This window comes from Nodosilinea sp. LEGE 07088 (genome assembly GCF_015207395.1).
GTDB lineage: Bacteria > Cyanobacteriota > Cyanobacteriia > Phormidesmidales > Phormidesmidaceae > Nodosilinea.
In genome coordinates this window covers 1-23,587 of sequence record NZ_JADEWX010000007.1, presented here as the reverse complement: position 1 = coordinate 23,587, position 23,587 = coordinate 1, and the positions used below count along the sequence as shown (strand labels likewise).

At 55.7% G+C, this 23,587-nt stretch carries 18 protein-coding genes; 11 read left to right on the top strand and 7 right to left on the bottom strand.

The features are described from left to right. Nucleotides 1-36 precede the first annotated feature (36 nt). Entirely contained in the window at nt 37-1,437 is a 1,401-nt protein-coding gene (locus IQ254_RS03335; RefSeq protein ID WP_193964348.1) for an IctB family putative bicarbonate transporter, read from the bottom strand. A 273-nt stretch (nt 1,438-1,710) separates the two neighbouring features. Between IQ254_RS03335 and IQ254_RS03330 the strand changes: the two genes are divergently transcribed. From IQ254_RS03330 to IQ254_RS03315, 4 genes are all read left to right on the top strand, one after another. Next, on the top strand, nt 1,711-2,883 hold the full coding sequence (locus IQ254_RS03330) for a transaldolase (protein WP_193964346.1): 1,173 nt from the start codon (nt 1,711-1,713) through the stop codon (nt 2,881-2,883). 303 nt (nt 2,884-3,186) lie between these two features. After that, nucleotides 3,187-4,665: a circularly permuted type 2 ATP-grasp protein gene (locus IQ254_RS03325; protein ID WP_193964344.1), complete on the top strand. Its 1,479-nt coding sequence runs from the start codon at nt 3,187-3,189 to the stop codon at nt 4,663-4,665. Between the two features lie 102 nt (nt 4,666-4,767). After that, nucleotides 4,768-5,331, top strand: a complete 564-nt coding sequence (locus tag IQ254_RS03320) for a Uma2 family endonuclease (protein ID WP_193964342.1) — start codon at nt 4,768-4,770, stop codon at nt 5,329-5,331. A 316-nt stretch (nt 5,332-5,647) separates the two neighbouring features. Beyond that, a complete protein-coding gene (locus IQ254_RS03315) occupies nt 5,648-6,598 on the top strand; it encodes an alpha-E domain-containing protein (RefSeq protein WP_193964340.1) in 951 nt (316 codons plus the stop codon). Here IQ254_RS03315 and IQ254_RS03310 read toward each other — a convergent pair. The 3 genes from IQ254_RS03310 to IQ254_RS03300 form a co-directional block, all read right to left on the bottom strand. Then, a complete protein-coding gene (locus IQ254_RS03310; protein ID WP_193964338.1) occupies nt 6,595-6,948 on the bottom strand; it encodes a hypothetical protein in 354 nt (117 codons plus the stop codon). The genes IQ254_RS03315 and IQ254_RS03310 overlap by 4 nt on opposite strands. An 81-nt stretch (nt 6,949-7,029) precedes the next feature. Beyond that, a complete protein-coding gene (locus IQ254_RS03305) occupies nt 7,030-10,800 on the bottom strand; it encodes a substrate-binding domain-containing protein (protein WP_228040065.1) in 3,771 nt (1,256 codons plus the stop codon). A 161-nt stretch (nt 10,801-10,961) separates the two neighbouring features. Beyond that, on the bottom strand, nt 10,962-11,645 hold the full coding sequence (locus IQ254_RS03300) for a cysteine hydrolase family protein (RefSeq protein WP_193964334.1): 684 nt from the start codon (nt 11,643-11,645) through the stop codon (nt 10,962-10,964). Nucleotides 11,646-11,823: 178 nt separating this feature from the next. Here IQ254_RS03300 and IQ254_RS03295 point away from each other — a divergent pair, with 178 nt between their 5' ends. Together IQ254_RS03295 and IQ254_RS03290 are read left to right on the top strand one after the other, a co-directional pair. Beyond that, a complete protein-coding gene (locus tag IQ254_RS03295; protein ID WP_193964332.1) occupies nt 11,824-12,249 on the top strand; it encodes a hypothetical protein in 426 nt (141 codons plus the stop codon). Between the two features lie 130 nt (nt 12,250-12,379). Continuing rightward, nucleotides 12,380-13,003, top strand: coding sequence for a hypothetical protein (locus IQ254_RS03290; protein ID WP_193964331.1), 624 nt, complete (start codon nt 12,380-12,382; stop codon nt 13,001-13,003). Between the two features lie 125 nt (nt 13,004-13,128). On the opposite strand, the gene IQ254_RS03285 is transcribed toward IQ254_RS03290, so the two are convergent. Continuing rightward, nucleotides 13,129-14,670 carry an ABC transporter permease subunit gene (locus tag IQ254_RS03285; protein WP_278000295.1) on the bottom strand — a complete coding sequence of 514 codons (1,542 nt, stop codon included), beginning with the start codon at nt 14,668-14,670 and terminating at the stop codon, nt 13,129-13,131. A 161-nt stretch (nt 14,671-14,831) separates the two neighbouring features. On the opposite strand from IQ254_RS03285, the gene IQ254_RS03280 reads away from it, so the two are divergent. The 3 genes from IQ254_RS03280 (at nt 14,832) to IQ254_RS03270 (ending at nt 17,857) form a co-directional block, all read left to right on the top strand. After that, on the top strand, nt 14,832-15,599 hold the full coding sequence (locus tag IQ254_RS03280) for an amino acid ABC transporter ATP-binding protein (RefSeq protein ID WP_193964329.1): 768 nt from the start codon (nt 14,832-14,834) through the stop codon (nt 15,597-15,599). A 225-nt stretch (nt 15,600-15,824) separates the two neighbouring features. Continuing rightward, on the top strand, nt 15,825-16,433 hold the full coding sequence (rpsD, locus tag IQ254_RS03275; RefSeq protein ID WP_193964328.1) for a 30S ribosomal protein S4: 609 nt from the start codon (nt 15,825-15,827) through the stop codon (nt 16,431-16,433). Nucleotides 16,434-17,242: 809 nt separating this feature from the next. Further along, a complete protein-coding gene (locus tag IQ254_RS03270; RefSeq protein ID WP_193964327.1) occupies nt 17,243-17,857 on the top strand; it encodes a hypothetical protein in 615 nt (204 codons plus the stop codon). 304 nt (nt 17,858-18,161) lie between these two features. Here the strand turns inward: IQ254_RS03270 and IQ254_RS03265 are convergent, their stop codons facing one another. Continuing rightward, complete coding sequence (locus IQ254_RS03265; protein ID WP_193964326.1) at nt 18,162-19,400, bottom strand: zinc ribbon domain-containing protein; 1,239 nt, start codon at nt 19,398-19,400, stop codon at nt 18,162-18,164. A 191-nt stretch (nt 19,401-19,591) separates the two neighbouring features. On the opposite strand from IQ254_RS03265, the gene IQ254_RS03260 reads away from it, so the two are divergent. Next, nucleotides 19,592-21,049: an adenylate/guanylate cyclase domain-containing protein gene (locus tag IQ254_RS03260; RefSeq protein WP_193964325.1), complete on the top strand. Its 1,458-nt coding sequence runs from the start codon at nt 19,592-19,594 to the stop codon at nt 21,047-21,049. Between the two features lie 163 nt (nt 21,050-21,212). Further along, on the top strand, nt 21,213-21,968 hold the full coding sequence (locus tag IQ254_RS03255) for a SinI family restriction endonuclease (protein ID WP_193964323.1): 756 nt from the start codon (nt 21,213-21,215) through the stop codon (nt 21,966-21,968). Here IQ254_RS03255 and IQ254_RS03250 read toward each other — a convergent pair. Then, nucleotides 21,954-23,384 (bottom strand): DNA cytosine methyltransferase, encoded by a 1,431-nt coding sequence (locus IQ254_RS03250; RefSeq protein ID WP_228040063.1) that lies wholly within the window; start codon nt 23,382-23,384, stop codon nt 21,954-21,956. The two genes, IQ254_RS03255 and IQ254_RS03250, sit on opposite strands and share 15 nt — an antisense overlap. Nucleotides 23,385-23,587 lie beyond the last annotated feature (203 nt).

Here is a 23,587-nt window from a genome sequence, read left to right as displayed (position 1 = left end):
GGATATATTTCAGCCTTCGAGTACTAGTGATCCGATTTAGTCTGGGCGGAGCTTGAAGGAGCGGCTACTCCAGGCCGACTGAACTGGGTAGTAGCTGGCCACGATGGCGATCGTCATCCACCACAGGGTGCTGATCTGGGGCCGATACATGACGGTGTCGGCAATGCCCTGGCCCAGGATGCCCGCAATCGATGCGATCGCTCCGATCAGCCAGTAGCCCTGAGAGTCTTGGGTGGTTCGCAGCCGCTGAAGCTGAGTCCAGCCTTGATAAAAGAGCAGCAGCAGCAGCCATAGAAATGCGGCCATACCGACAATGCCGCCTTCGACCAATACCTCTAAAAAGACTGAATAGGCGCTGAGGGCGGTGTAGCGGGGGCGCTGGTAGAGCGGGTAAACGCTGTTAAAGGCCTCATTGCCGGGGCCGATGCCGAGCACCGGGCGAGCTTGAATCATATCTATTACAGCGGCCCATACGTTCATGCGAAAGTTGTTGCTGCTGTCGGCTCGCCCGACAAAGAGACTCAGCACCCGCGCCCGCAGAGAACTCACCGACAGCACCCCCAGCACCACCACAGCGGCGGCTCCGCCCAGCAGCGCTGGTAGCGCCCAGCGTTTCCAAAAGGGCGAAAACCAGAGGCTCCAATACTGCACTAGCAGGGTCAGCAACACGAATCCGGCGATTAAGAAGCCAATCCAACCGCCCCGACTGAGGGTCAAGATCAGGCACAGGGTATTGACCAGGGTGGCCAACAGGGCTAGCCCCTTCGGTACCCAGCGGGGCCAGGCAAATACCGCCACCGCGCTCAGCATGACCCCCGGTATGAGATAGCCCGCCAGCAGGTTAGGGTTGCCCAAAAAGCTGTAAACGCGGGTGGCATCAGCCGCTGCCGAGTTGGCATCGACCCAGGTCGCCAGAGCCGTAGCCCCAAAAAAGTATTGTCGCAGACCATAGACCGCCACCGGCAGGGTGGTCAAAATGTAGGCCAAAATTAGCAGACCTCGGGCCCGGGGTCGCTGGGCCACCCGCGCCACCAGCAAAAACAGCAGCAGGTTAAGAGAGAGCTTGATCAGCCCGCTGAGGGCAGCCCCTCGTACCGGAGATAACGCCGTAGCCAACACCATGACGCCCCAAAAGATGGCCACGGCAATGTGCAGCGGCGTCATGCCGCTACCGGCCTCGTCGGTCAGGGTGAGCAACACCCATAGGGCCGCTACCGCCAGCAGCAGGACCCCGATCAGGGTGGTAGAGACGTAGGGAGCCAGCGCAAACAGCACAGCCACAATGGTCAGGCCGATCCAATCGCCCCAGGCCAACAGCCAGCTGCCCTGACGCCACTGGCGCAGTGGGGCCAACAGCCGGTGAATTAGACTCACAGCGCGCCATTGGTCAAAGGCAAAGGCCGATAGGGTCAGGTGATGCCACAAATTGGTGAGCATAGGTAGGACGCGATCGCAGATTAAATCCTCCCCATCATGCCAAGGTTTGACCGATCTGAGGCAGCCAATTATTTACGCTAGCCAGCGCATAACGTGGGTAATCCCCCAGCAACCCTTAAGAAATATGGAGAAAACCATGGGCCTGACCCATTAGCGCAACGTTTCGTAATGCCCCGGTAGCTTTAATTAAGGGATAACAATGGCCTTTGATCCCCTGTTTAGAATGTGGGCAACTTCAAAACCCCTTGCCCCCTCGACTTTCAGGAGAACACCATGGCTAGTCTGCTAGAGCAGCTCCGACAAATGACCGTTGTGGTCGCTGACACGGGCGACATTCAAGCGATCGAAAAATTTACCCCTCGCGACGCTACCACCAATCCTTCGCTGATTACGGCAGCGGCGCAAATGCCCCAGTACCAGGCCATTGTGGATGACACCCTGCTCAAGGCTAAGGCCGACTCGGGGCCTGCTGCTACGGATAAGGATGTGGCCAATCTGGCCTTTAACCGCCTGGCAGTGGCCTTTGGGCACAAGATTTTGGGGATTATTCCCGGTCGGGTATCGACGGAGGTCGATGCGCGCCTCAGCTATGACACCGAGGCGACCCTGACTACGGCGCGCAACATCATCGAGCAGTACGGCGAGCTGGGCATTTCCCGCGATCGCGTGCTGATTAAAATCGCCTCTACCTGGGAGGGCATCAAAGCCGCCGAAATTCTAGAAAAAGAAGGCATCCACTGCAACCTGACGTTGCTGTTTGGTTTACACCAGGCGATCGCCTGCGCCGAGGCCGGTATCACCCTCATCTCTCCCTTTGTGGGCCGCATTCTCGACTGGTACAAAAAAGATACCGGCCGCGACTCGTACCCCGCCGCAGAAGACCCCGGTGTGCTGTCAGTAACTCAGATCTACAACTACTACAAAAAGTTTGGCTACAACACCGAGGTCATGGGAGCCAGCTTCCGCAATGTGGGCGAAATCACCGAGTTGGCAGGCTGTGACCTACTGACCATTTCGCCTCAGCTGCTGGCCCAACTCGACGGCACCGAGGCCGACCTACCGCGCCAGCTTGACCCCGCCAAGGCCGCATCCATGGAGATTGAGAAACTCTCTCTGGACGAGGCCACCTTCCGCGCGATGCATGAGCGCGATCGCATGGCCAAAGAAAAGCTCGACGAGGGCATTAAGGGCTTTAGCAAAGCCCTCGAAAGTCTGGAAGATTTCCTCGCGACTCGCCTGGTGCAACTGTCCCAGGGCGAAGTCATGATCACCCACGCCCGCGACGACCTGTTTAAGGCCTACGACCTCGACGGCGACGGTTTCATCACCCGCGAGGAGTGGCTGGGCACCGATGCGGTCTTTGATGCGCTTGACCTCGACCACGACGGCAAGCTGTCTCCCGCAGAAATCGGCGCTGGTCTAGGCGCAGCCTTTCAGCTGGCTTAATCACTGGCCGGCGCTAGTCCCACGGCCTCGATGGGAGCCATACTGCCCAGCGCTAACGCGAAGTCAGGGAGGCTGGCAGAGTTAACGCCTCCGCCAGTCTCCCTGACAAAATGTATTTAAGGCTACAACTTGGGCCTCTGTACCCCAGTATTCGTTAAAGTCGGTTGGCTACTTTGCCCGACAGAGTCCCGACAGAGTCCCGACAGAGTCCCGACAGAGTCCCGACAGAGTAGTGAGTGGTGTCACTGGTCGTGCCCTAGACGACTCATCTGACGCCTGTTCCTGAATTTGAGGAGACCCCTGGTGCTATTTGACGCCTACGACCCCGGCGATTTTTTTGATGAACTGTTTATGGCCCCCGGCCAGCCCCGTTCTGAGGCCGAGCTATTGGTGCAGCGGGTCAATGCCCTCACTCTGGACGATTTGCAGCAGCGGCAGCAGACCGCACAAAATGCCCTGTTTAAGCTAGGGGTCACGTTTAACGTCTATAGCGATAACCAAGGCACCGAGCGCATTTTGCCCTTCGACGTGATTCCGCGCATTGTGCCGGGCCACGAGTGGGAGTGGCTAGAGAAGGGCCTCAAGCAGCGCATCTATGCCCTTAACTGCTTTATCCACGACGTCTACAACGACCAAAAAATTCTCAACGATGGGGTCATTCCCCGCCACGTGGTGGAGTCAGCCCCTGGTTTTTTGAAGCCCTGCATGGGTCTTAAGCCGCCCAATAATATTTGGTGCCACATCACCGGCACCGACCTGGTGCGCGACAAAGACGGCAAATGGTACGTGCTGGAAGACAACATGCGCTGCCCCTCGGGGGTCTCCTACGTGCTTGAAAACCGGCGGGTGATGAAGAACACCTTCCCCCATCTGTTTGCGGCGATGGATATTGCCGCTGTGGATGACTACGCCAGCCAGCTGCTGGAGACCCTGCTCAACCTGGTGCCCGACACGTTGATTTCGCCGCGGGTGGCCGTCTTGACCCCAGGGGCCTACAACTCGGCCTACTTTGAACATTCATTTTTGGCCCAGCAGATTGGTGCTGAGTTGGTCGAAGGGCGCGATCTGGTGGTGGCGGATGGCTATCTGAAGATGCGCACCACTAAGGGGCTAGAGCGAGTGGATGTGGTCTATCGCCGCATCGACGATGACTTTATTGACCCGAAAGCGTTTCGGCCTGACTCGCTGCTGGGAGTACCGGGGCTAATGGAGGTCTATCGAGCTGGGCGGGTGGCGATCGCCAATGCTTTGGGCACCGGCGTCGCCGATGACAAGTTGGTCTACGCCTACGTGCCTCAGATGATTCGCTACTACCTCGACGAAGAGCAGATGATTCCCAACGTGCCCACCTATCTATGCGAAGACTCGACTCAACAGGCCCATGTACTGAGCCATCTCGATCAGCTGGTGGTCAAGGCCACCAATGCCTCCGGTGGCTATGGCATGTTAGTCGGCCCCCACGCCACTGAGGAACAACGGGCAGAGTTTAGCGATCGCATTCTCGCCAATCCCCGGGGCTACATCGCCCAACCCACCCTCTGCCTGTCCCGGGTACCCACCCTATTTGACGATGGTCTGGCGGGCTGTCACGTCGATCTCAGGCCCTACATTCTCTACGGCCAAGATATTTACGTGAATCCGGGCGGTCTCACCCGCGTTGCCCTCAAGCGGGGTTCCCTGGTGGTCAACTCCTCCCAGGGCGGTGGCAGCAAAGATACCTGGGTAGTCAAATCTGTGGATCCCAATGCTCAATTGCCCCACGATCAACAGCAGGGGCAATAGCTAGAAAGATATGCCGGGGGCTTGGCCCCCCCCGGCAGTCGCTACCATCGAGAAAGTTGATCGAGAAAGTTTGCGGCCCGCCACAGTTTAGGATCAGCCGTCATGATACAGCTCTCATCCAAAACATTGACCCTTCAGGAGTTTCTGGATCTGCCAGAAATGAAACCTGCTAGCGAATACATCGATGGTCAAATCATTCAAAAGCCCATGCCGCAGGGAAAGCACAGCGCTATTCAGGGTGAGTTAGTTGCGGTTATCAACACTACACTTAAATCTAAACGCAGCGCTCGCGCCTTCCCTGAACTCCGCTGCACCTTCGGCGGACGATCGACAGTTCCAGATGTTGCGGTCGTAGTATGGAGTCGAATTCCCCGCGATCAAAATGGTGAAGTCGCCAATACCTTCCCCATCGCTCCAGACTGGACTATTGAAATTTTGTCTCCAGAGCAAAGCCAGACTAAAGTGACCAAGAATATCCTGCACTGCCTTCGGCATGGAACTCAAATGGGCTGGTTGATTGATCCCGATGAACAAACCGTATTTGTCTACCGTCCCAAACAGGAAACCGAAGTCTTTGACCAGCCTGAAGACAATCTCCCTTTGCCGCGCTTTGCCGAGGGGCTCACCCTGACGGTCAAAACGCTGTTTACCTGGCTCCTAGACTAGTACTCTACGCGCAAGTTTAGATACTATTCCTGAGGGCTAGGGAGCAGGGGAGCTAGGGAGCCAAGCGATCCGGAACGGTGGACATATTTCAGCTTTCGAGTACTAGGCTCTGTTTTAAAACCCTCTGAAGCCCTTGATCCTTCGTACGAGAGAATCAGGCTTTGACCAAGTTTTAAAACACGCCCTAGTCTGAAAAAACCGCCGACTCATTTTCTCCACTGCTTCTACAGGTTCTATCCGTTGATCTGGCTGACTACCTGATCGTCCTCATCCCCTTGACTCACGACCTCTCCTTTACCCATCACCTACTGCCCCTATGCTTAGCCGCGTCGCCGATTCTATCTACTGGCTCAACCGCTATGTTGAGCGAGCTGAAAATGTGGCTCGCTTTGTGGATGTCAACCTCAATATGCTGCTCGATGCCCCGTCGGGCATGGAGCAGCAGTGGGAGCCATTGGTTTTTATCACCGGCGACCAGGCGCGCTTTAAGGCCCGCTATGGTGAGGCTACTGCCGAAAATATTTTGCGGTTTCTCACCTTCGATCGCGAGTACTCAAACTCGATCATCTCCTGCCTCTGCTCCGCCCGGGAAAATGCTCGCTCGGTGCGAGAAGTGATTTCATCTGAAATGTGGGAGCAGGTGAATTCGTTTTACCTGATGGTGAATGAGGCGGCAGATGTGGGGGCAATTTCAGATCTGCACAACTTTTTCCCGGAAGTCAAAATGGCCAGCCACCTGTTTGCCGGGGTCATGGATGCCACCATGGCCCACACCGAGGGCTGGCATTTTGGTCAGCTGGGGCGGCTGCTGGAGCGGGCCGATAAAACCGCCCGCATTCTCGATGTGAAGTACTACATTTTGCTGCCTTCGGTCACCGATGTGGGCTCGCCGTTGGACGACTTGCAGTGGATTGCCCTGCTGAAGTCGGCCAGCGCCTACGAGATGTATCGCAAGTGCCAGTACCGGATTACGCCCCAGGGGGTGACCGAATTTTTGATTCTCAACCGGGAGTTTCCGCGATCGATTCAGTTTTGTTTGATCGAGGCCGAGCGATCGCTGCACTGCATTTCGGGCACCCCGATGGGGAGCTGGCGCACCGACAGCGATCGCACCCTCGGTCGCCTGCGCTCGGAACTGGACTACCTCACCATCGATGAAATTAGCCAGCAGGGGCTACACGAGTTTCTCGACGACCTGCAAACCCGCCTCAACGATGTGGGCGAGAAAATTTTTACCGACTTTTTTGCCCTCCAGCCAGTGGCTTAACGCACCAGCACCAACGCCAGGCTCAACAGCAGCAGCCCCCCCAGGGCGACTAGACCGCGATGATTGCGCAGCCAAAAGCTGAGCTGGTTGCCAAACGATGGGGGCGGTAGCGCCAGATCTTCTACAGCGTTGATGGATCGATAAAGGGTACAGGTCTCAGCGTGGGGACGCTGGGGAAAGTTGCAGGTGTCGTCGGCATCGTAGACACAGGTGGCACAGAGAGCGGTTTCACCCTCGCTGCGGTACAGCGGCATACCCGGATGACCGTGGGCCTTGAGGGCGAGATGACAGCGCGGGCAGTGAATGGTCGTGGGCTCGATGGCGGCCTGACAGCGGGGGCACGACAGCATAGGTAATCGGAGGCGTGACTGCCCGTATCCTAGCGCAGCCGCTGCCCTTAGCTTTGGCCCCAGCATCAGGTCGCCGCTGGCCTAGGTGGAGACAGCGGCGACCGCCGTGGATTGGGCGATCGCCTGCCAGTCATCATCGGGGCTGAGATACCCCACCGCCACAATGTAAATGCGATCCCATTGGGGAATGGATAGGTACCAGTCTTGGGCAAAGTCATCGTGGCAAAGCTGTTCGGTCACGGGCGACGGTAGCGGCAGTTGGGTAGCGCGCCCGGTGACATCGTAGAGCCGTAGGGCCATAGTCTCACTCCCCTGCTGCTTGATGCGATCGCGATCGTCAGCGTCAATTTGCCACACCGCATAAAAGCGAGCGCGATCGGCGTCAATCGATAGACGAATCCAGCTGGCGGATTCAGGCCCAGCGACGACGACCTCGTCGGCACTATCGCCGTCTGGTACTACATTGGGCACCACATCGGGCACTACCCCAAAGCTATCGGGCGACCCAGGGGGAATGCTGGCCAAAGCCGCCATCACCTCCGGCGGTAGCCCTGCTAGCGCTGAGTCTGACCCAGCCTCGTCAGTCTCGGGCGGCGGTGGCACGTAGTCGCCGGGTTCTATTGGCACGGGGGCGGGCCCCGGCTCTGGAGCTGGGCGCAAGGGCGGCAGACCCGATGTTATCTCATCGGCAGCGGTGGTCGGCTCAGCCGCCATAGGCGCTAGATGCTCCTGAGCGATCGGGTCATTCTCCAGATCGGGGGGCACCGGCCCGGCGGTGATCCCTCCCGAACCCCAATCGTCTTCCAGCCCTGGCGCCATGTCACCCGAGTTGTCGCTCTCCGGTGGAACTGGCCCTGGGGTGATCGGTGGCCTGCTAGGGATGGCGCCGATAGCTGTCATGGCAGGGGCCGTTTCGGCCTGGGCCGACAGACTGGCCGCCTCTGTGGCCAAGGCCGCAGGAACATCGTCGTCGCTAGCGCTAGGGGATTCGGCCAGGTCAACATCGGCGGAGGTCAAACCCGCTACCATCTGCTGTAGATCGAAGGGGACATCCTGGTCGTAGGCGCGTGCAGGGGCCGCCTCGGTCGCGACTGGTTCAGAGGAGACGCCGTCACTGGACTGGAGATTGGGGGACTGGAGATTAGGGGGCTGGAGATCGGTGAATAGACTGGTGCTAGCCAGCGCGGTATCACCCCCGAGGGTAGCTGCCCGGCGGAGACAGGTTTGGGCGTCGCTCTGACGCCCTAGCTGCATGAGCGTCTTCCCTTTCCCCGTCCAGGCTGCAACCGCAGCGGGGTCAAGCTCAAGGGCCGTATCGAAACAAAACAGGGCCTCGTCGTAACGCTCCATATTGTGCAAGAGCTGCCCCTTGCCAATCCAGGCCTCAATCACACTAGCGTCTAGCGCCAGGGCCGCGTTAAAGCTGTTCATGGCGTCGCTGGGTTCTTCCAAAAGCATCAGGGCCTGGCCTCGCTGGGCTTGGGCTTGAGCTTCAAGCGCGTTAACTCCCTGGGCCCGACCTCCCGTCGCGGTCGCTTTGCTGCGCTCGACTTCAATCGCTTCTATGGCCTGGTTAACGTAAAACAGCGCATCGCTGTAGCGGTTTTCTCGTATCAGCCTGCGGCCCTCGGCCAAGTCAATGCGAGCCTGCTCAAGTTTGCTGGAAGCGACGGCCCCAGTTGTGTAGTCACCATCCCTCGGCACCAGGGCGACTTCGGGGGGGAGCGGAATAGCGGCGGGGCGATCGGTTGGATCAGATACTGGCGGATCAGATACTGGGCTCACCACAGCCTGAGAGTTCTGCCCGATGTCTGAGAAATCAATATCTAACCCCGGTTCGGGGGTGAGGTCGGCGTCTAGGGTGTCTTTATCCTCATCCTCATCCTCGTCCTCGTCGTCATCGGGATGGGAACTGCCCAACAGCGATCCTACAATGCCCGCTAATAGAAGTAGCGCAGGAATCGCTGCCAGCATCCACCAGGCGCTGGGAGGGAGATTTTGAAAACGCTGCCATAGATTGCCCAGATCGGTGGCGGGGTTGGTCGATTCGCTGTCAGCCAGCAGTGTGCCCTCGCTGTCGCGCAGCTCAACGGTGCGATCGCTACCACCCACCACCAGTTGCCCTGCCGGGGTATAGCCGAGAGAAGCCGCCGGCCCCTCTAGCATCACTGGCTCCGGTAGGCGAGCCGTACCGTCGGGGGCAGAGAGTTGCAGGGTGCCGTCAGTGCCAGCGGTGGCGATGGTCTTACCGTCGGGGGCATAGGCCACCGCGCTAATGGCACTATCGTGAACCTGAATAGGCTCTCCCTGGGGCTGCAGCGTCGAGCGATCCCAGTTGCGCAGGGTGCCATCATCGCCAGCGGTGGTAATCACCTGGCCATCGGGACTGCTGGTAATTGCCGTGATGCCACCCTTATGGGCAGCGGCGTTCTTGCCGGCAGCGGCACCGTCAACCGTCCAAATTCCCAGGTCACCGGTGCTGCTACCCGTGATCAAAAACTGCCCCCCGGCAGGGTAATTGAGGGCCTGCACTGGCCCACCATGGGCCGCAATCGGTTGGCCTAGGGCGGTACCGTCAGCGACAGACCAACGCTCCACAGTGCCGTTGGCGTTGCCGCTGGCCAGGGTTTGGCCGTCGGGGCTGAGGGCCAGGGCTAAAATCGGCCCACCGCTTCCCACCATGGGTTCTCCTAGGGGATTGCCGTTGCGATCCCATCGCCGCAGGGTACCATCGGCACCGCTGGAAATCACCGTCTGGCCATCGGGGCTCACCACTACCGCTGACACAGCCCCTCGATGGGCATCGGCAATCACGGTTTCGGTGGGGTTGCCAGCGGCATCGAGCCATTGTAGTTGGCCATCTTCGCTGCCGCGCACCATAAAGCGTCCATCGGGGGACAGGGCCAAACCTCCGGGGAGTTTATTGGCCCCCACGGTGACATTGGCGCTGGCGGTCTGTTTGGCCTGCTCAATGGCTGCCTGGCCTGCATCGCTGGTGGCAAAGCCCAAAAACGCTTCTACTGGCAGGCTGGGCTCGCCGCGGTAGATATAGTTGCGGGGCTGGGAGTAGGGATAGCGTGAATCGTCGGGCAGGGTGCCATCCATGCTGACCGGACGCACGGCATCTTGGTTGAGCACCTCTGAGGCGATCGCATAGCTGAGACCGTCGTTGCCCAGTTCTCGCACCACCGCTGCCGTGTCGTCTTCGGCTACCTGCACAGCGTTATCGCCGGTTTCAAAAGGTTGATCGGCAAAGATTTCGTAGTCAGCCAGGGCTAGCCGGGTAGAGCTGTCGGCGGGGCGGTCGATAAACCGAATGGGCCGATTAGGCCCACCGACCTCCGACCAGTTGGTAATTTCGCCGCGAAAGATGGCGGCAAAATCATCAAAGGTCAAATCGCCCCGGAAGGGGTTATCGCGCCCCACGATGATGGCAATTTTCTCCCGCGTGACCGGAATCGACGTCAGGCTGGGGTCTTGTTCAGCCTCGCCCAACGCCCGCCCCAGGGCCGCCAGATCGATCGTGCCTCCCCGCAGCGCCTGTAGCGCCTGCTCGTCGCTGCTAATCGCCGCTGTCACATCGGTATCGGGGTAGCGTTGTTCAAACCCCTCCGCCAGGCTTTGGTTCAGCCCTGCCATCGATGGTGAACCATCAATCGACAGGGTGGTACCCGGGGCAACGCTGTCTTGCAGCGTAAAGGTCGGGATGGGTGTCGCCGGGGTTTGGGCTAGCATCTGGGCTAGCCGTTGAGGCTCAGCCCTCAAGGCATCGATAGGCAGCGTGGCCAAGGTGCTAAGCAGGGCCAACAGGGCCAGAGATGGCTGGCGAAGCTGATGCATGGCGGTACCCATGGAAAGTCAGTAAAACATCTGCTAAAGGATACACGCTGGGGCGCGAGATGGCGGGGTTTTTTGGTGCCGCAGATCACCAATAGCGGGATTATACTAGGCGGCTCTGTGACCATCTTCCCGCCTCCCTGCCCAGCAACGTTTGACCTCCAGCCTAGATTTACTCAGGTTTTTAGAGTATTTAGCAACGCCGTCGAGTCGGCCACCGCGCCAAACACCCCGCCCTGCATTTTGATCATCTGGAGCGCGGCCAGGTGGTTGCCGTAGTCGGTGGCGCCGGTACAGTCGGAGAGCAGTAGGCATTCATAACCGCGATCGTTGGCGTCGCGCATGGTGGTATGTACACACACGTCCGTGGTGATACCCGCCAGCAGAAGGTTGCGAATGCCTTTGTTGTTGAGCACTAAATCCAGGTCGGTGGCGTAGAACGACCCTTTGCCGGGCTTATCGATAATGACTTCACCGGGTAGGGGGGCCAGTTCTGGAATGATGTCCCAGCCGGGTTCGCCGCGCACCAAAATCCGGCCACAGGGGCCAGGGTCGCCAATGCCCGCGCCAATTTGCTGCGATCGCCAGCGTTTGTTGGCTGGCAGATCGGCCAGGTCGGGGCGGTGGCCCTCACGGGTATGAATAATCGTGAACCGCTGCGATCGCAGCACCGCCATCACCCCTTTAATCGGTTCAATGGGGGCGCGAGTGAGGGCCAGGTCGTAGCCCATTTTGTCTACATAGCCGCCCACGCCGCAGAAGTCTGTCTGCATGTCGATCACGATTAGGGCGGTGTTTTCGGGGCGCAGGTCACCATCAAAGGGGTAGGGGTAGGGGTCAGCGGCAATGTAGCGTTCCACAGTCAGGGCTCCTTAGGGTCAGATAATGGTTGAGAACTGTCCTAGGCGTATCATCTGAAGGCAGCGCCAAAGTGTTCTGGCTGAACTCTACCCTTGCCCATTCCGGCCCCTGTGTCCATGGCGCTAACAAATCGCGATAAGCTGATAGAGCTTAAATCGGCTTACCCTTCGGTGACCTATGGCATTACGCAGTATCTTCACCGCCCTCCTCATGGTTGGCCTTTGGCTGATCAGCGGCGTTGGGCTCACGGCCCAGGCGCTCACCCCCATTGAGCTGACCGATCTGAGCTACAGCCCCTGCCCCCCAGAGTATGCCGAAGGGATGGTGGCCGCTGGCTCGATTCAGCAGGCCAACTGCTTTTTGATTACGGGCAAAGCCATTAACCGCTCCGGCAAGCCCGTGATCGATGCCGATATCTTTGGCCGCATCTTTGACGCCGACGACAACCCAGTGATGCAAAACCGCAGTCGCCTGGGCGGCATCAAAGAGGTGCCCCCGGGGGAAAGCGACTTTGAGTTGCGCATTTCGGTGGCTGCCAGCCAGCCCGAACCGCTCAAACTGAAGAAATTTAAGGCCTCGGGCTTCTCTAGCCTGGTGCGGTAAGGGCGCATGCATAATGGCGGTAGCCAGGTCATCTCCCCGGTTGTGTCAAGCAGCGGCACTGTGAAGAAACTAAAAGATGCCCCGGAAATTCACCCGGGAATGGTGGATTAGCACTGTAGAGACCTGTCCGATGGAACAGGCTGATGAGACAGTGTTAACCGAGAATAGAGGATTTATGAGACAACTCCGCCTTGCCAGTGTCTGGAGTTTAGTGCTGGCCAGCCTAGCTCTACCTGCGATCGCCCAGTCTGAACGCCACCCGACTGACGCAGAGCTGCAACAACTGGCTCAGGAGCTACGGCAGAAGATCCCCAACCTCCAAGCCACTGATTATTACCGCGATCGCCGCAGCTTGGAAGACTGGCAAGCCCTATCGGCCTACGTAGAAACCTGGGAAAGGGCCGATCCGGCGATCGCGCCCTTTTTGGGTGAATGGGTGGCCATTGAAGAGGCTCTCTATATTTACCCTTCCACCACTCGATCAGAGGTTTGCATCGTCGATATCAACCTCGATCAGGGTGACTTCTACACGGGCCAGGTGCGCAACGGCAAGGTTTACACCGACCAGAATCTGGTCTTCTTCTTAGACAACAACTTCCTGGGCAGCACCTTTGTCTACGACGACCGCCCCGGTATCTATGAGTACGCCAATCCTCGCCCGCTGCCCGATCCAGCGGCAGACATGGGGCAATATTTTCCTGAGGCGGTGGCGGCCTTTGAAGCCGCAGGGTGCCTCATTGATTTGCCCGAGTAGGGTTTGACCTAGTGCTTTAGAGCCGTAGCCCACCAGTGGACTGCGGTTTGCCCCTGGGCGCTGCCTTGAGGTTGAACCGGGCCAGACGCCAAAGCATTGAACCTTGTCCCAAACCGGATTTGGGATTACACCTCCACTGCGGAGGGCAGGGGTTCTTTTGGGGCTTTCTTGGGGCGGTTGATGGGGTCCATGTAGGCCTCTAGGCGCTTGAAGGCAAAGGACGCCAGTGAGGTCATCACCAGGTACACGATCGCCACCGCCAGATACACCTCAAAGGCGCGGTAGGTAGTCGCTACCGTCAGCTGACCCTGGCGAAACAGCTCTTCAAAGCCAATCACCGCCGCCAAACTGGTGTCTTTGATCAGGGTAATGAACTCGTTGCCCAGGGGCGGCAAAATCCGCCGAAAGGCCTGGGGAAAGATAACGTAGCGCATAGTCTCCACCGGGTTCATCGCCAGCGACTCGCCCGCTTCCCACTGACCGCGATCGATGGACTGAATGCCGCCGCGCAAAATTTCGGCCAGGTAGGCTGCCACGTTGAGGCTAAGGGCAAAAATGGCGGCAAAAATGCGGTTAAAGCTGATGTCAAGGCCCATGCTCTGAAACAGGGCCGGCAGACCAAAGTAGATCATAAACAGCTGCACCAGCATCGGCGTGCCGCGAAAGAAATCGACGTAGATGCGGCACAGCAGGCGCAGGGGCTTAATGGGCGAAATCATGGCGAAGGCCACCAGGGAGCCGCCAATCAGCCCAAAGAAGAATGAGGCGGCGGTCAGCCAAATGGTGACCCAGGCACCGCGCATCAGGTTCTGGAACAGCCGTCCCCAATTCAAACCTGTTGCGGTGGTAGCGTCGGCCAGGGCTGGGGCCACCAGCGGCAGTTCGGGCGGGTCAGCCGAAAACCAGCGCCGATAGATCTCAGCGTAGGTACCATCTTGCAGCAGAGTATCGATGGCGGTGTTCATCGCCGCCAGGTCTGCAGAATTTTTGGGTAGCGCGATGCCGTAGTACTCTTCGGTGACCAGTTCGCCCACAATTTTGATGCCCTGGATATTGGCATCATTGATCGCAAACAGAGTGGCGGGCAGGTCGTTGACGACCGCATCGACGCGACCGTTGAGGAGTTCTTGTAGGGCTAAAGGCGCGCTGTCAAAGGTGCTGACTGTGGCCCCTTCAACCTCTCCAGCCTGTTCGGCCCCGGTGGTGCCGATCTGTACCGCAATGCGTTTACCCGCCAGGTCTGCCAGCGATTGAATGTCGCTGTTGCTTTCCTGCACCGCGATCGCCAGACCAGCCTCAAAATAGGGCCGCGAAAAATCTATGGTTTGGGCTCGTTCGGCGGTAATGGTCATACCACTGATGGCCGCGCTGATAGTGTTTGACTGCAGCGCCGGAATCAACCCGTCAAAGGGAAGGGCGATAAATTTGACCTCTCGCCCGGCGGCTTCGCCCATGGCCGTCATCAACTCGATGTCAAAACCAATTAGCTCACCGGTGGCCTCGTCTTTCATTTCAAAGGGCGGAAAGGCGGGTTCGGTACCAACCTCCCAGACCGCAGGCGGATCTTGGGCCAAACCCGTGAGCTGAGCAGCGCCGACACCCAGCACCAGCCCCAGCACCAGGGCGAGACAGCGTTTTAGCCAGCGTGAGCTAAGTAGACGAGACATCATGGGGCAAATCTATACATACAGACGACACCCGCGCGATCGCGGCTGGGATGTGTTGCACCATAATCAATTCCCTTTAGGCGAAAATGTTTCCTGCGATACAGATGTCTCCGGTTGCCAGTGATTCGCTGAAGAGGTTATGCCCTGCATTGACCCTATCTATGACCACCACCCCTGCAATCGCAACGCCGGTCATCGCCTGCGACAACCTCCACAAGAGCTACGGTTCAGTCGAAGTTTTGAAGGGGGTGAGCACCGCCTTTACCCAGGGCGATGTGGCGTCGATCATTGGCCCTTCGGGATGCGGCAAGAGCACGTTTTTGCGCTGCCTCAATCGCCTAGAGGCGATCAATCAGGGCCATTTAGAAGTCATGGGCCAAGACGTATCGGCCACTAAGCTGCCCCGGCAGGCGCTTTACCACCTACGCAGCCAGGTGAGCATGGTCTTTCAGCATTTCAACCTGTTCCCCCACCTAACCGTGCTGGAGAACTTAATGCTGGCTCCCCGGCGGGTACTCAAGTTTCCGGAGGGCGATTGCCGCGAACTGGCCAACCACTACCTCACCAAGGTCGGCCTCGAAAACCGCGCCGATGCCTACCCCGAGCAGCTTTCCGGCGGCCAAAAGCAGCGGGTCGCCATTGCTCGCAGCCTCTGCATGAAGCCCGTTGCGATTCTCTTTGACGAGCCCACCAGTGCCCTTGACCCCGAACTGGTGGGCGAGGTGCTGGGGGTGATGCGGCAGCTGGCCACAGACGGTATGACCATGATTGTGGTCACCCACGAAATGCAGTTTGCCCGCGAGGTCTCAAACCGGGTGCTGTTCTTTAACGACGGTGTCGTGGAAGAAGAGGGCGACCCCGCCGAGGTGTTTAAAAATCCTAGCAGCGATCGCCTCAAAGCCTTTCTGAGTCGCCTGAGTGAACACTAGTACTGAAAGGTAGAAGGCAGAACCAGAAGGCAGAACGGGGAATCTAGGTTTCACAAGGGTTTCCGCGTTAGCAACCAGGTGAGTTATGGCCGCCGCCGAGTCCTAGAGCGGGGACGAGCAGACAAACTTTATAGCTCCAGCATTGATCCAAAGACGTATTAGCGCTAAGATTAGAATCTTTGGAAATTGCTTCCGCCTTGGAATTTGTTCGGAGAGTAAACGTTTATGGCGCGATATAGAGGCGCTCGCCTACGGGTTGTACGCCGTCTGGGTGAGCTACCGGGTCTGTCCCGCAAGTCCCCCCGCAAGGCTTATCCCCCTGGGCAGCACGGCCAAGCCCGCAAGAAAAAGTCTGAGTACGCAGTCCGGCTTGAAGAGAAGCAAAAGCTGCGGTTTAACTACGGCCTCACCGAAAAGCAGCTGTTGCGCTACGTGAAAAAAGCGCGTCGGGCTGGCGGTTCGACTGGTTTGGTCATTCTTCAACTGCTAGAAATGCGGCTCGACAACACCGTGTTTCGGCTCGGCTTTGGGCCGACGATTCCGTCGGCTCGGCAGGTTGTCAACCATGGCCACATCTGCGTTAACGGCACCGTCGTCTCGATTCCGAGCTACCAGTGTCGTCCCGGCGATGTGATTACCGTGCGCGATCGCGACGCCTCTAAAAAACTGGTCGAGGCCAACCTGGAGTTCCCGGGTTTGGCCAACGTACCCAACCACCTCGAGCTCGACAAAGCCAAACTCACCGCCAAGGTCAACGGCATCATTGAGCGCGAATGGGTGGCCCTCAACATCAATGAACTTTTGGTGGTTGAGTACTACTCCCGTAAGGCCTAAGGCTGCTGGCCATTACTGGATTCTGTGCTGGCCGATACGGCCCATCGCTTACCGCCCATAACGCATTACTCTAAATCGATTTACCACTTGGTCTCTGGCCCGTCAGCCAGGGGCCAATTTTTTGTCTGGCAAGCTCGCTTTAGGGGACTAGTAGAGGGCGGCGTAGCTATGCCCACCATTGGCAATGACTGGAGTAGGGGGATGCAAGGTTTACAGTTCTGCTCTTTTGGAGAGACTTCGCCAATAGCCTCTGGGAGAAGGTTGAGTGCCTTGAGCTAACACCCAGCCTATCCTCCAGATGGTTCAATTTCGCGAATTTCGCCTCTCTACTCATTAAAAGTCTGTCTTCTCAATCAGCAGTGTGATGATCAATATAGGGGCTGCAGTGAGTAATTGTTTGAATGCTTACTTTCTGTCGTTATAGTTAGTAGCAATAGCAACTAAAAGTATATTTCTTTTTAAAAAATGGTCTGCATAGAGATAGCCAATAGTTTTTCATTAGAAACCCAGCCTGGAATTCTTATCTTTGAATACGATGCTCATCTTTAGAATATTCAATGCCTGGAAGAATCAACTCTTGCCAAAATCATTTTTGTATCAGCAGCCGACTACTCTACAAAAGAAAATTATGGGGCTTGAAATCAAAAAATAGCTTTAAATTGGCATTGCATATATAGTTATCAAATGCCTTTGATTTTTAGTTTCATTCCTCAATGAAACTCCTCTGTCGAAAATCTTTGCCGAGATTCGAATGGTTCTGGTCGCCAGTTTTTTGAGCTTGTTTACTGCACTCTGCAAGGAATTTCAATATGGCTACATCAGCTGAGTCTGCTGCTCCTAGCTTCTTGAGGGATGCGTTTAAGTCCCACGCCAACTTCAGTAGCTCACAAAGACAAGATGCTCAAAAGCGTGCCCTCAAGTGGTTGCAGTTGCACATCGAAACAGATCTGTCCGACGAAACCATTCTCAAAAAATTTACTCAAATGTGGCGTTCAGAAGCAAACTCTTCTCAGGATGCCGAGCAGTCACCTTTGCATTTTGAGAATTTGCCGGGTTCCTACAAAGGCACAAAATCGATCAACAGTCACCAGGAGGATGCGCTGAGTTTTATACAAGCAGCCGTCCCTTTAAAAATGCAGGAAGATTTTAGTCAAAGATGGGACGCTAAGACCAAGTTAGAGGTCTCTAACTCTTCAGGGGCTTGTTTCAAGATCGATAGGCAAGAAATAGCTGTTTTGCAACAAAAAGATCCCGATGGTGATGGAACTGCCTGGTATCAGGTAGACGATAAGCAGATTTACTATCTGCTCTCTTCAGAGCCAGCGGGCGATGATTTTTTGATTGTGTTGAGTGAAGAAATTAGTCCGCAAAATAAGAGCACCTGGTTTGTTGCCCAGGAACATGTCAAGATCGCCAACATTTAGCGCCCCCTTCAAACTAGTACCTGACCAGGCTGATGTTGACAGGAGGCCGTAGCCTGGGGTCAGGGTTCAAGGTGTGAGGTATACGGTTCAAGGCCAACCGCAAACCGCAAACCCCGCTGACCTGTCATCTTTGACTTGGCAGACTATTAGCCAACCTGTGAGCCGCGCCTTGAGGTGGGCACAGCGTCATTACCTAGAACGTCGGTACAGAAACCCGGTTTCTCGGCCAGAATGCCAGTCATGCCCTTAGGGCAGTGACAAAGAAACCGGGTTTTTAGCCATACTGTACCGATGCTCTAGAATGCTAAAGCTCTAGGTTTTGGGACGTGCCGCAGTAACGGCAATAGGGCAAGTATTTATAGGTGGGCTGATGGCAGTGGCCGCACTCTGCCTCCTGGTAAAAGCCGCAGTGGGGGCAGTGGGTATCGCCAAGGCGCAGCTTTTTGGCACAGCGAATACACTTTTGGTTTTGCACCCGCCCCGCCACCTGGAGCCGGGGATTGAGCACCACCTGTTGAAAGAATTTGATCGTGCCGTAGCCCACCAGGGGCACCAGCAGAATATACAGGTAGTTGATCAGAAACAGCAGGCCCCCAAACAGCGCCAGCACCAGCTGCGACAGGGCATTAAACAGCGCTCCAAACTGCAACACCTCAAACAGCTTAATCACCAGAGGAATGCAGAAAATGACCAGCAGGTGCCAGGCCTGCAAGGCGATCAGACCATAGCCGCGACGCTCGGCGACACGGTAGACCCCCCAGGTCATGACCACCAAGGGCAGCAAAAACAGACCCTGAAACAGCATCTGCACCGTAGGGCGCCAAAACGAAGCCCGTCGGAACTGGCGCTCTAGCTGCTGAAACTGACCGTCGTCGTTGAGCAGCGCCAGAAATTCCTGGCTCGGGGGGGTTTGGGTAAGCTGGGTTTGTAGCTGCTGCTGCTGTTGCTGAAGGCGGTCGATTTCGGCCTGGTTGCGCTCTAGGGTGGCCCGCGCCTGGGAGGCCTCGACCTGGTTAATTGATTGCTCTTGGGGCTGCCCGGCGATCTGCTCTAGCAGGGTTGAGTCGTACTGGCTGCGAATCGTTTGGTTTTCTTGCTCCAGGCTGGCGATCGCGCGCTGGTTCTGGGTGAGGCTGTCGATAATTTCGCGGTTTTCGCTGGTGTTGAGCCCATCAGCTCTGGCCGCATAATCGAGACAAAGAGGAGACACCTGCCCCAAGTGGCCAGTAGCCCCTTGGCGAAAGTCGCGTTGCCAAGTCCCCGCAGGCTGGTCAGGCAGCCGGATGCTGTTCTGCAGAATGTCGGCGTCGGGGTTGCCCTGGGTTTGGCTCCGATATTCGGCCCAGGAGCTGTGGCAGGGGTAGGCTTGGGTAGGGCTGAGGGGCCAGCGGCTAATGTCGTTAAGGCCGCTAAACACGTTGAACAAAATAAACAGGTTGATCAAAATGATCACCGCCAAGCTGGCCCGGTTGACGGGTTCGTTGTTGACGGTGCGCGCCTGCCTAAAAAAGCGGCGCAGCCACCGTCGCATGCGGGTAAACATAGCCCTGGCTCCTTAAGGATGTCTTTGCCGACTGTAGCCTTGGCCTAGGTTGCCCCTCGGCTTTCGCAGCCAGTTTCTCGTTCTGTCCTGAATGACACCGTTGAGGATGCAGAGTTGATCTGGAGCGGTTGATTTTCGTATTTGGACTTTTAGCAGGGCTAGATTGGTATAGTCCAATCCTAGAAACGTCTATGGCCGGGCTACTGCAATCGTCGGTGGGGCTACTGCGATGGTCAAAGACCCGACCTCCAGGGTCGTCGCGCCTGTCGCGGCAGATTGTAGCCTGGGTATTTTTTAGCCTGCTGGTCATAGAGGGCATTATTTTTGTGCCCTCGTATCTGCGGCGGCGACAGGTTGAGCTACGGGATCTGGAGCAGGTTTCAGAGGAGCTGCTGTTTGCCCTCAAAGCCAGCGCGATGGGGGGACAAGACATCGATACGGTGTTTTCTCTGGTGCAGGCTCAGCTCAAACCCGACTCGGTGGTGCGGGGAGCAGCCCTGTACAAACCCGATGGCACATTGCTGCGTCAGTTTGGGGATGCCCCCGACATCGACGTTACCAACCTAGACGCCGAGGAAATGCGACGACAGCTGAACGAAGGGCGATCGCGCTATGACGTAGCCTGGCCCAGCAATCAATTTCAGGGACAGTACGTGCTGGCGGTGCGCCACGATGCCACCGGGGTACAGCAGGCCATGGTGCGCTACGCCCTCGCCATTGCTGGCCTAGTGGTGCTGATCTCACTGTTCGTAACCCTGGTCACGATTTTGGTGCTAGAGCGGCTGTTAATTAACCCCCTGCTCTACCTGCGTGATGACCTGCTGGCTGCTGGGGAAGCCGCCAGCCGTGACAACGATCCTGATTTCCACTCCCTTTCCCTCAATCGCAACGACGAATTAGGAGATGTGGCCAAGGCCTTTCGCCAGATGTTTGAGCGCGTATCCCACGAAATTGATGAGCGCCGACAGGTTGAGCGGGCGCTGCTGGAGGCCAACGCCCGCTCCGAACGGCTCTTGCACAACGTGCTGCCGGTGAGCATTGCCGAACAACTCCTCAACCAAGAGACCGGCATGGCGATCGCCTCTCGCTTTGACGAAGCCACTATTCTCTTTGCCGACATCGTTGACTTCACCGGGCTGGCGGCGGAGGTGCCACCCACTCAGTTGGTGCAAATGCTCGACGACATTTTCTCGGCCTTCGATGCGATCGCCGATCGTCTGGGCCTGGAGAAAATCAAAACCATCGGCGATGCCTATATGGTGGTCGGAGGCCTGCCCACCCCCCAGAACGACCATGCCAACCGGGTGATGGCCATGGCGATCGCCATGCTGAAAGCGGTTAAAACCTTCCACCGCCAAGATGGCAACCCCTTTTGCCTCCGCATTGGCATCAACACAGGCCCGGTGGTAGCCGGGGTGATTGGCACCAAAAAGTTTAGCTACGACCTCTGGGGCGACGCCGTCAACATCGCCAGCCGACTCGAATCCCACGGGCTGGTCGATCGCATTCAGGTGAGCGAGACCACCTATCAGCACCTCCAGCACCTCTATTCCTTTGAAGAGCGGGGCTGCATCGATCTCAAAGGGCGGGGGCTGATGAGGACGTATTTGTATTGTGGGGAAGTGGGGGATGAGCGGGTAGTTGAATGAGCATTTCGATGGCCTCAAGTCTCGGTGGAGGCAGGAGCTGATACCTGGCTTGTTAGAGCACAGCAACGTAAGCTTTGGGGAGCAAATCCAGGTCAATTATTGTGACGTACAATCTGGACATTTCTGTTCCTTGTTCTCGTATGTCCAGAAGGAAAATATTTAAATGTCTGTCAACTTTGATGTCATCATTACCTCAAATTCGGAAGAAAGCTTTTTGCGAATCTTTCAAGACGCGTTTTCTGAACAAGATCAGCTATTCCTTGAATCATATCGAACAATTTTAGTAGCCTGCTACAGAAACCCAGGACTTTCTCCAGCTCTAAAAGCCAATACACAGGAAATGTTGGCTAAGACCTGGTTGAAGAAATATAGAAATAGCTATGAAAATAGAATTTCAAGACGAATCTCACGGCCACCAGGAACAGTCGCAGATCCAATTGTTAGTACGATTATCAATGCCCGATTGAAAGGGCTGACAGCAAATCATATTGAGCAAATCAAGTATGCTCACAGACTATCGATGTCAGCAGAAAATATTCAGGGATTATTGCTAGAAGAATTTCTGGCCGAACAACTTTCTGATTATGGTTGGTATTGCTGTTGGGGAGAATCAATTCGCCATGTAGATTTCTGCAACATTGATGGTGCTCTCTTACAGGTTAAAAACCGCAGTAACTCGGAAAACAGTTCATCCTCTAGAGTAAGAATCAACCAGCCAATTGAAAAATGGTATAGAGTTGATGCCAGAACAGGCTTCTATCAGTGGTCTTACTTCAACGAAAAATACAACACGGATCGGTTCTCTGAAGAAAATTTTGTTATTTTTGTTCAACGGGTTTTGCATGGCAACCCAGATGCCTTAGCTGTAGAAGCAAATAATCCTTGGCAAGACTTATCTGACTCATCAAGTCAAGGTTAGAGATAACTGCTTTCCCGGAGGCTCTTCAAGATGACCCAAAGTATCAATTATCCAACTTGCATCGTCAGTCCTATGGTATCGAGAATAGGGAAAATCTGTATAAATGTTTGGTGCTTCGCCCTTTAGATGAGTCAGCAACATCCTAGCAATCGCTCTTCCTAGGGAGCATGGTACTGCATTTCCAACTTGTCTATATTGATCAAGCAAAGTGCCTGCAATAGTCCAATCATCTGGAAATTCTTGAATGCGCTTGTATTCTTCAATACTTAGCGGTCTATCTTCTTCTGGATGCGCTAGATCGGTTGCAGGCATAGCTGGGTGTGTTACTAAAGTTGGGGCAGGCTTATCCCAATCTAGCCTTCGGTAAAAACCAGTTTTTCCCCCTCCCGCATGATAAGAAGCCCCTAGTGCTTCTTCGTGCAACTCTTCCGGTAAATCCCGCCAATATTGCCCAGGCTTGAGAAGCCTGTAATATTTGAGCCGTTTTTCAGGGAATTTAACAAAATGATGTCTATTTTTTGGAAGAGTTTCTAAAGCCTCTCGCAAAGTTATCCATCCTGGAAGGTCATACAAATTCTTTTCTGAGTGGGTCGGCGTGAGATAGGGAAGTTTTTTCCCATCACGGCTACAAGTAATAACAACTCTTTCTCGTTTTTGTGGCGATCCAAAATTAGCAGAATTATATAAATTGAAGGAAACGCCATATCCTGCCTCTTTCAGCTTTTGCGTAATGAAGAGCAAAGCACCGCCTCTTTTTTCATCCTGGGATAAAGCTGGAAAATCCTTCCCTCTCATTTCATGAGGTCGATGTTTCAGCGGAGCAGATAATAGTCCCCTAACGTTTTCAATTACTGCAAACCTAGGCTTAAGTTCTATGATTAAATCAATAAATGTCAAGAAGACATTGCCTCTATCATCATTGAATCCTTGTCGCTTTCCTGCACTGCTAAAGGCTTGACATGGTGGGCCGCCAACAATTACATCAATCTCATCGGTCAAACTCAATCCCGCTTTCTCCCGAATTTCTGCTGCTGAATAATCTCTGATATCCCCAATCAGCGCTATATCCGGTCGATTTATCTCAATGGTTTTTCGGGCAGCTGAATCGATTTCGCAGGCCAATAGTACTTTGATGCCTTCCTTTTCTAGCCCCAAGTCTAGCCCCATGCAGCCAGAAAAAAAACTCAAGGCTTTAAGCTTAGGCTTGCAAAATGAGCGCCGCCCATGATCAGGAACGCTTAAGCTTACGTCTTCTCCCTTAATGCGGTAATCCTGAACGGACTCCGATGCTACAATCCACCGACTGCTAATCCTCTCACCGCTGATTTCACCATATCGAAGCAACTGGCGAACATATTGCTCCGAGCAGTTTAGGATTTCAGAGGTTTCTTTCACGGAGAGGTATTGGTCAGTCATGATTTCGGACACGAAACTAAAATTAAGTACCAATACTACGAGCAATGCGGTATGCTTGCAAGCTTTGTGAACAAATGTTCTCATGCTCCTGTCTTGCCTAGAGTTAGTATCCAGGGCCATTTCATTCTCAAGGGAGCCTAAAGATGCTAGAGTTTCAGGCTAGTTCCAATGGTTCTAGCGTTTATGCGTCTGCCCCCTCCCGC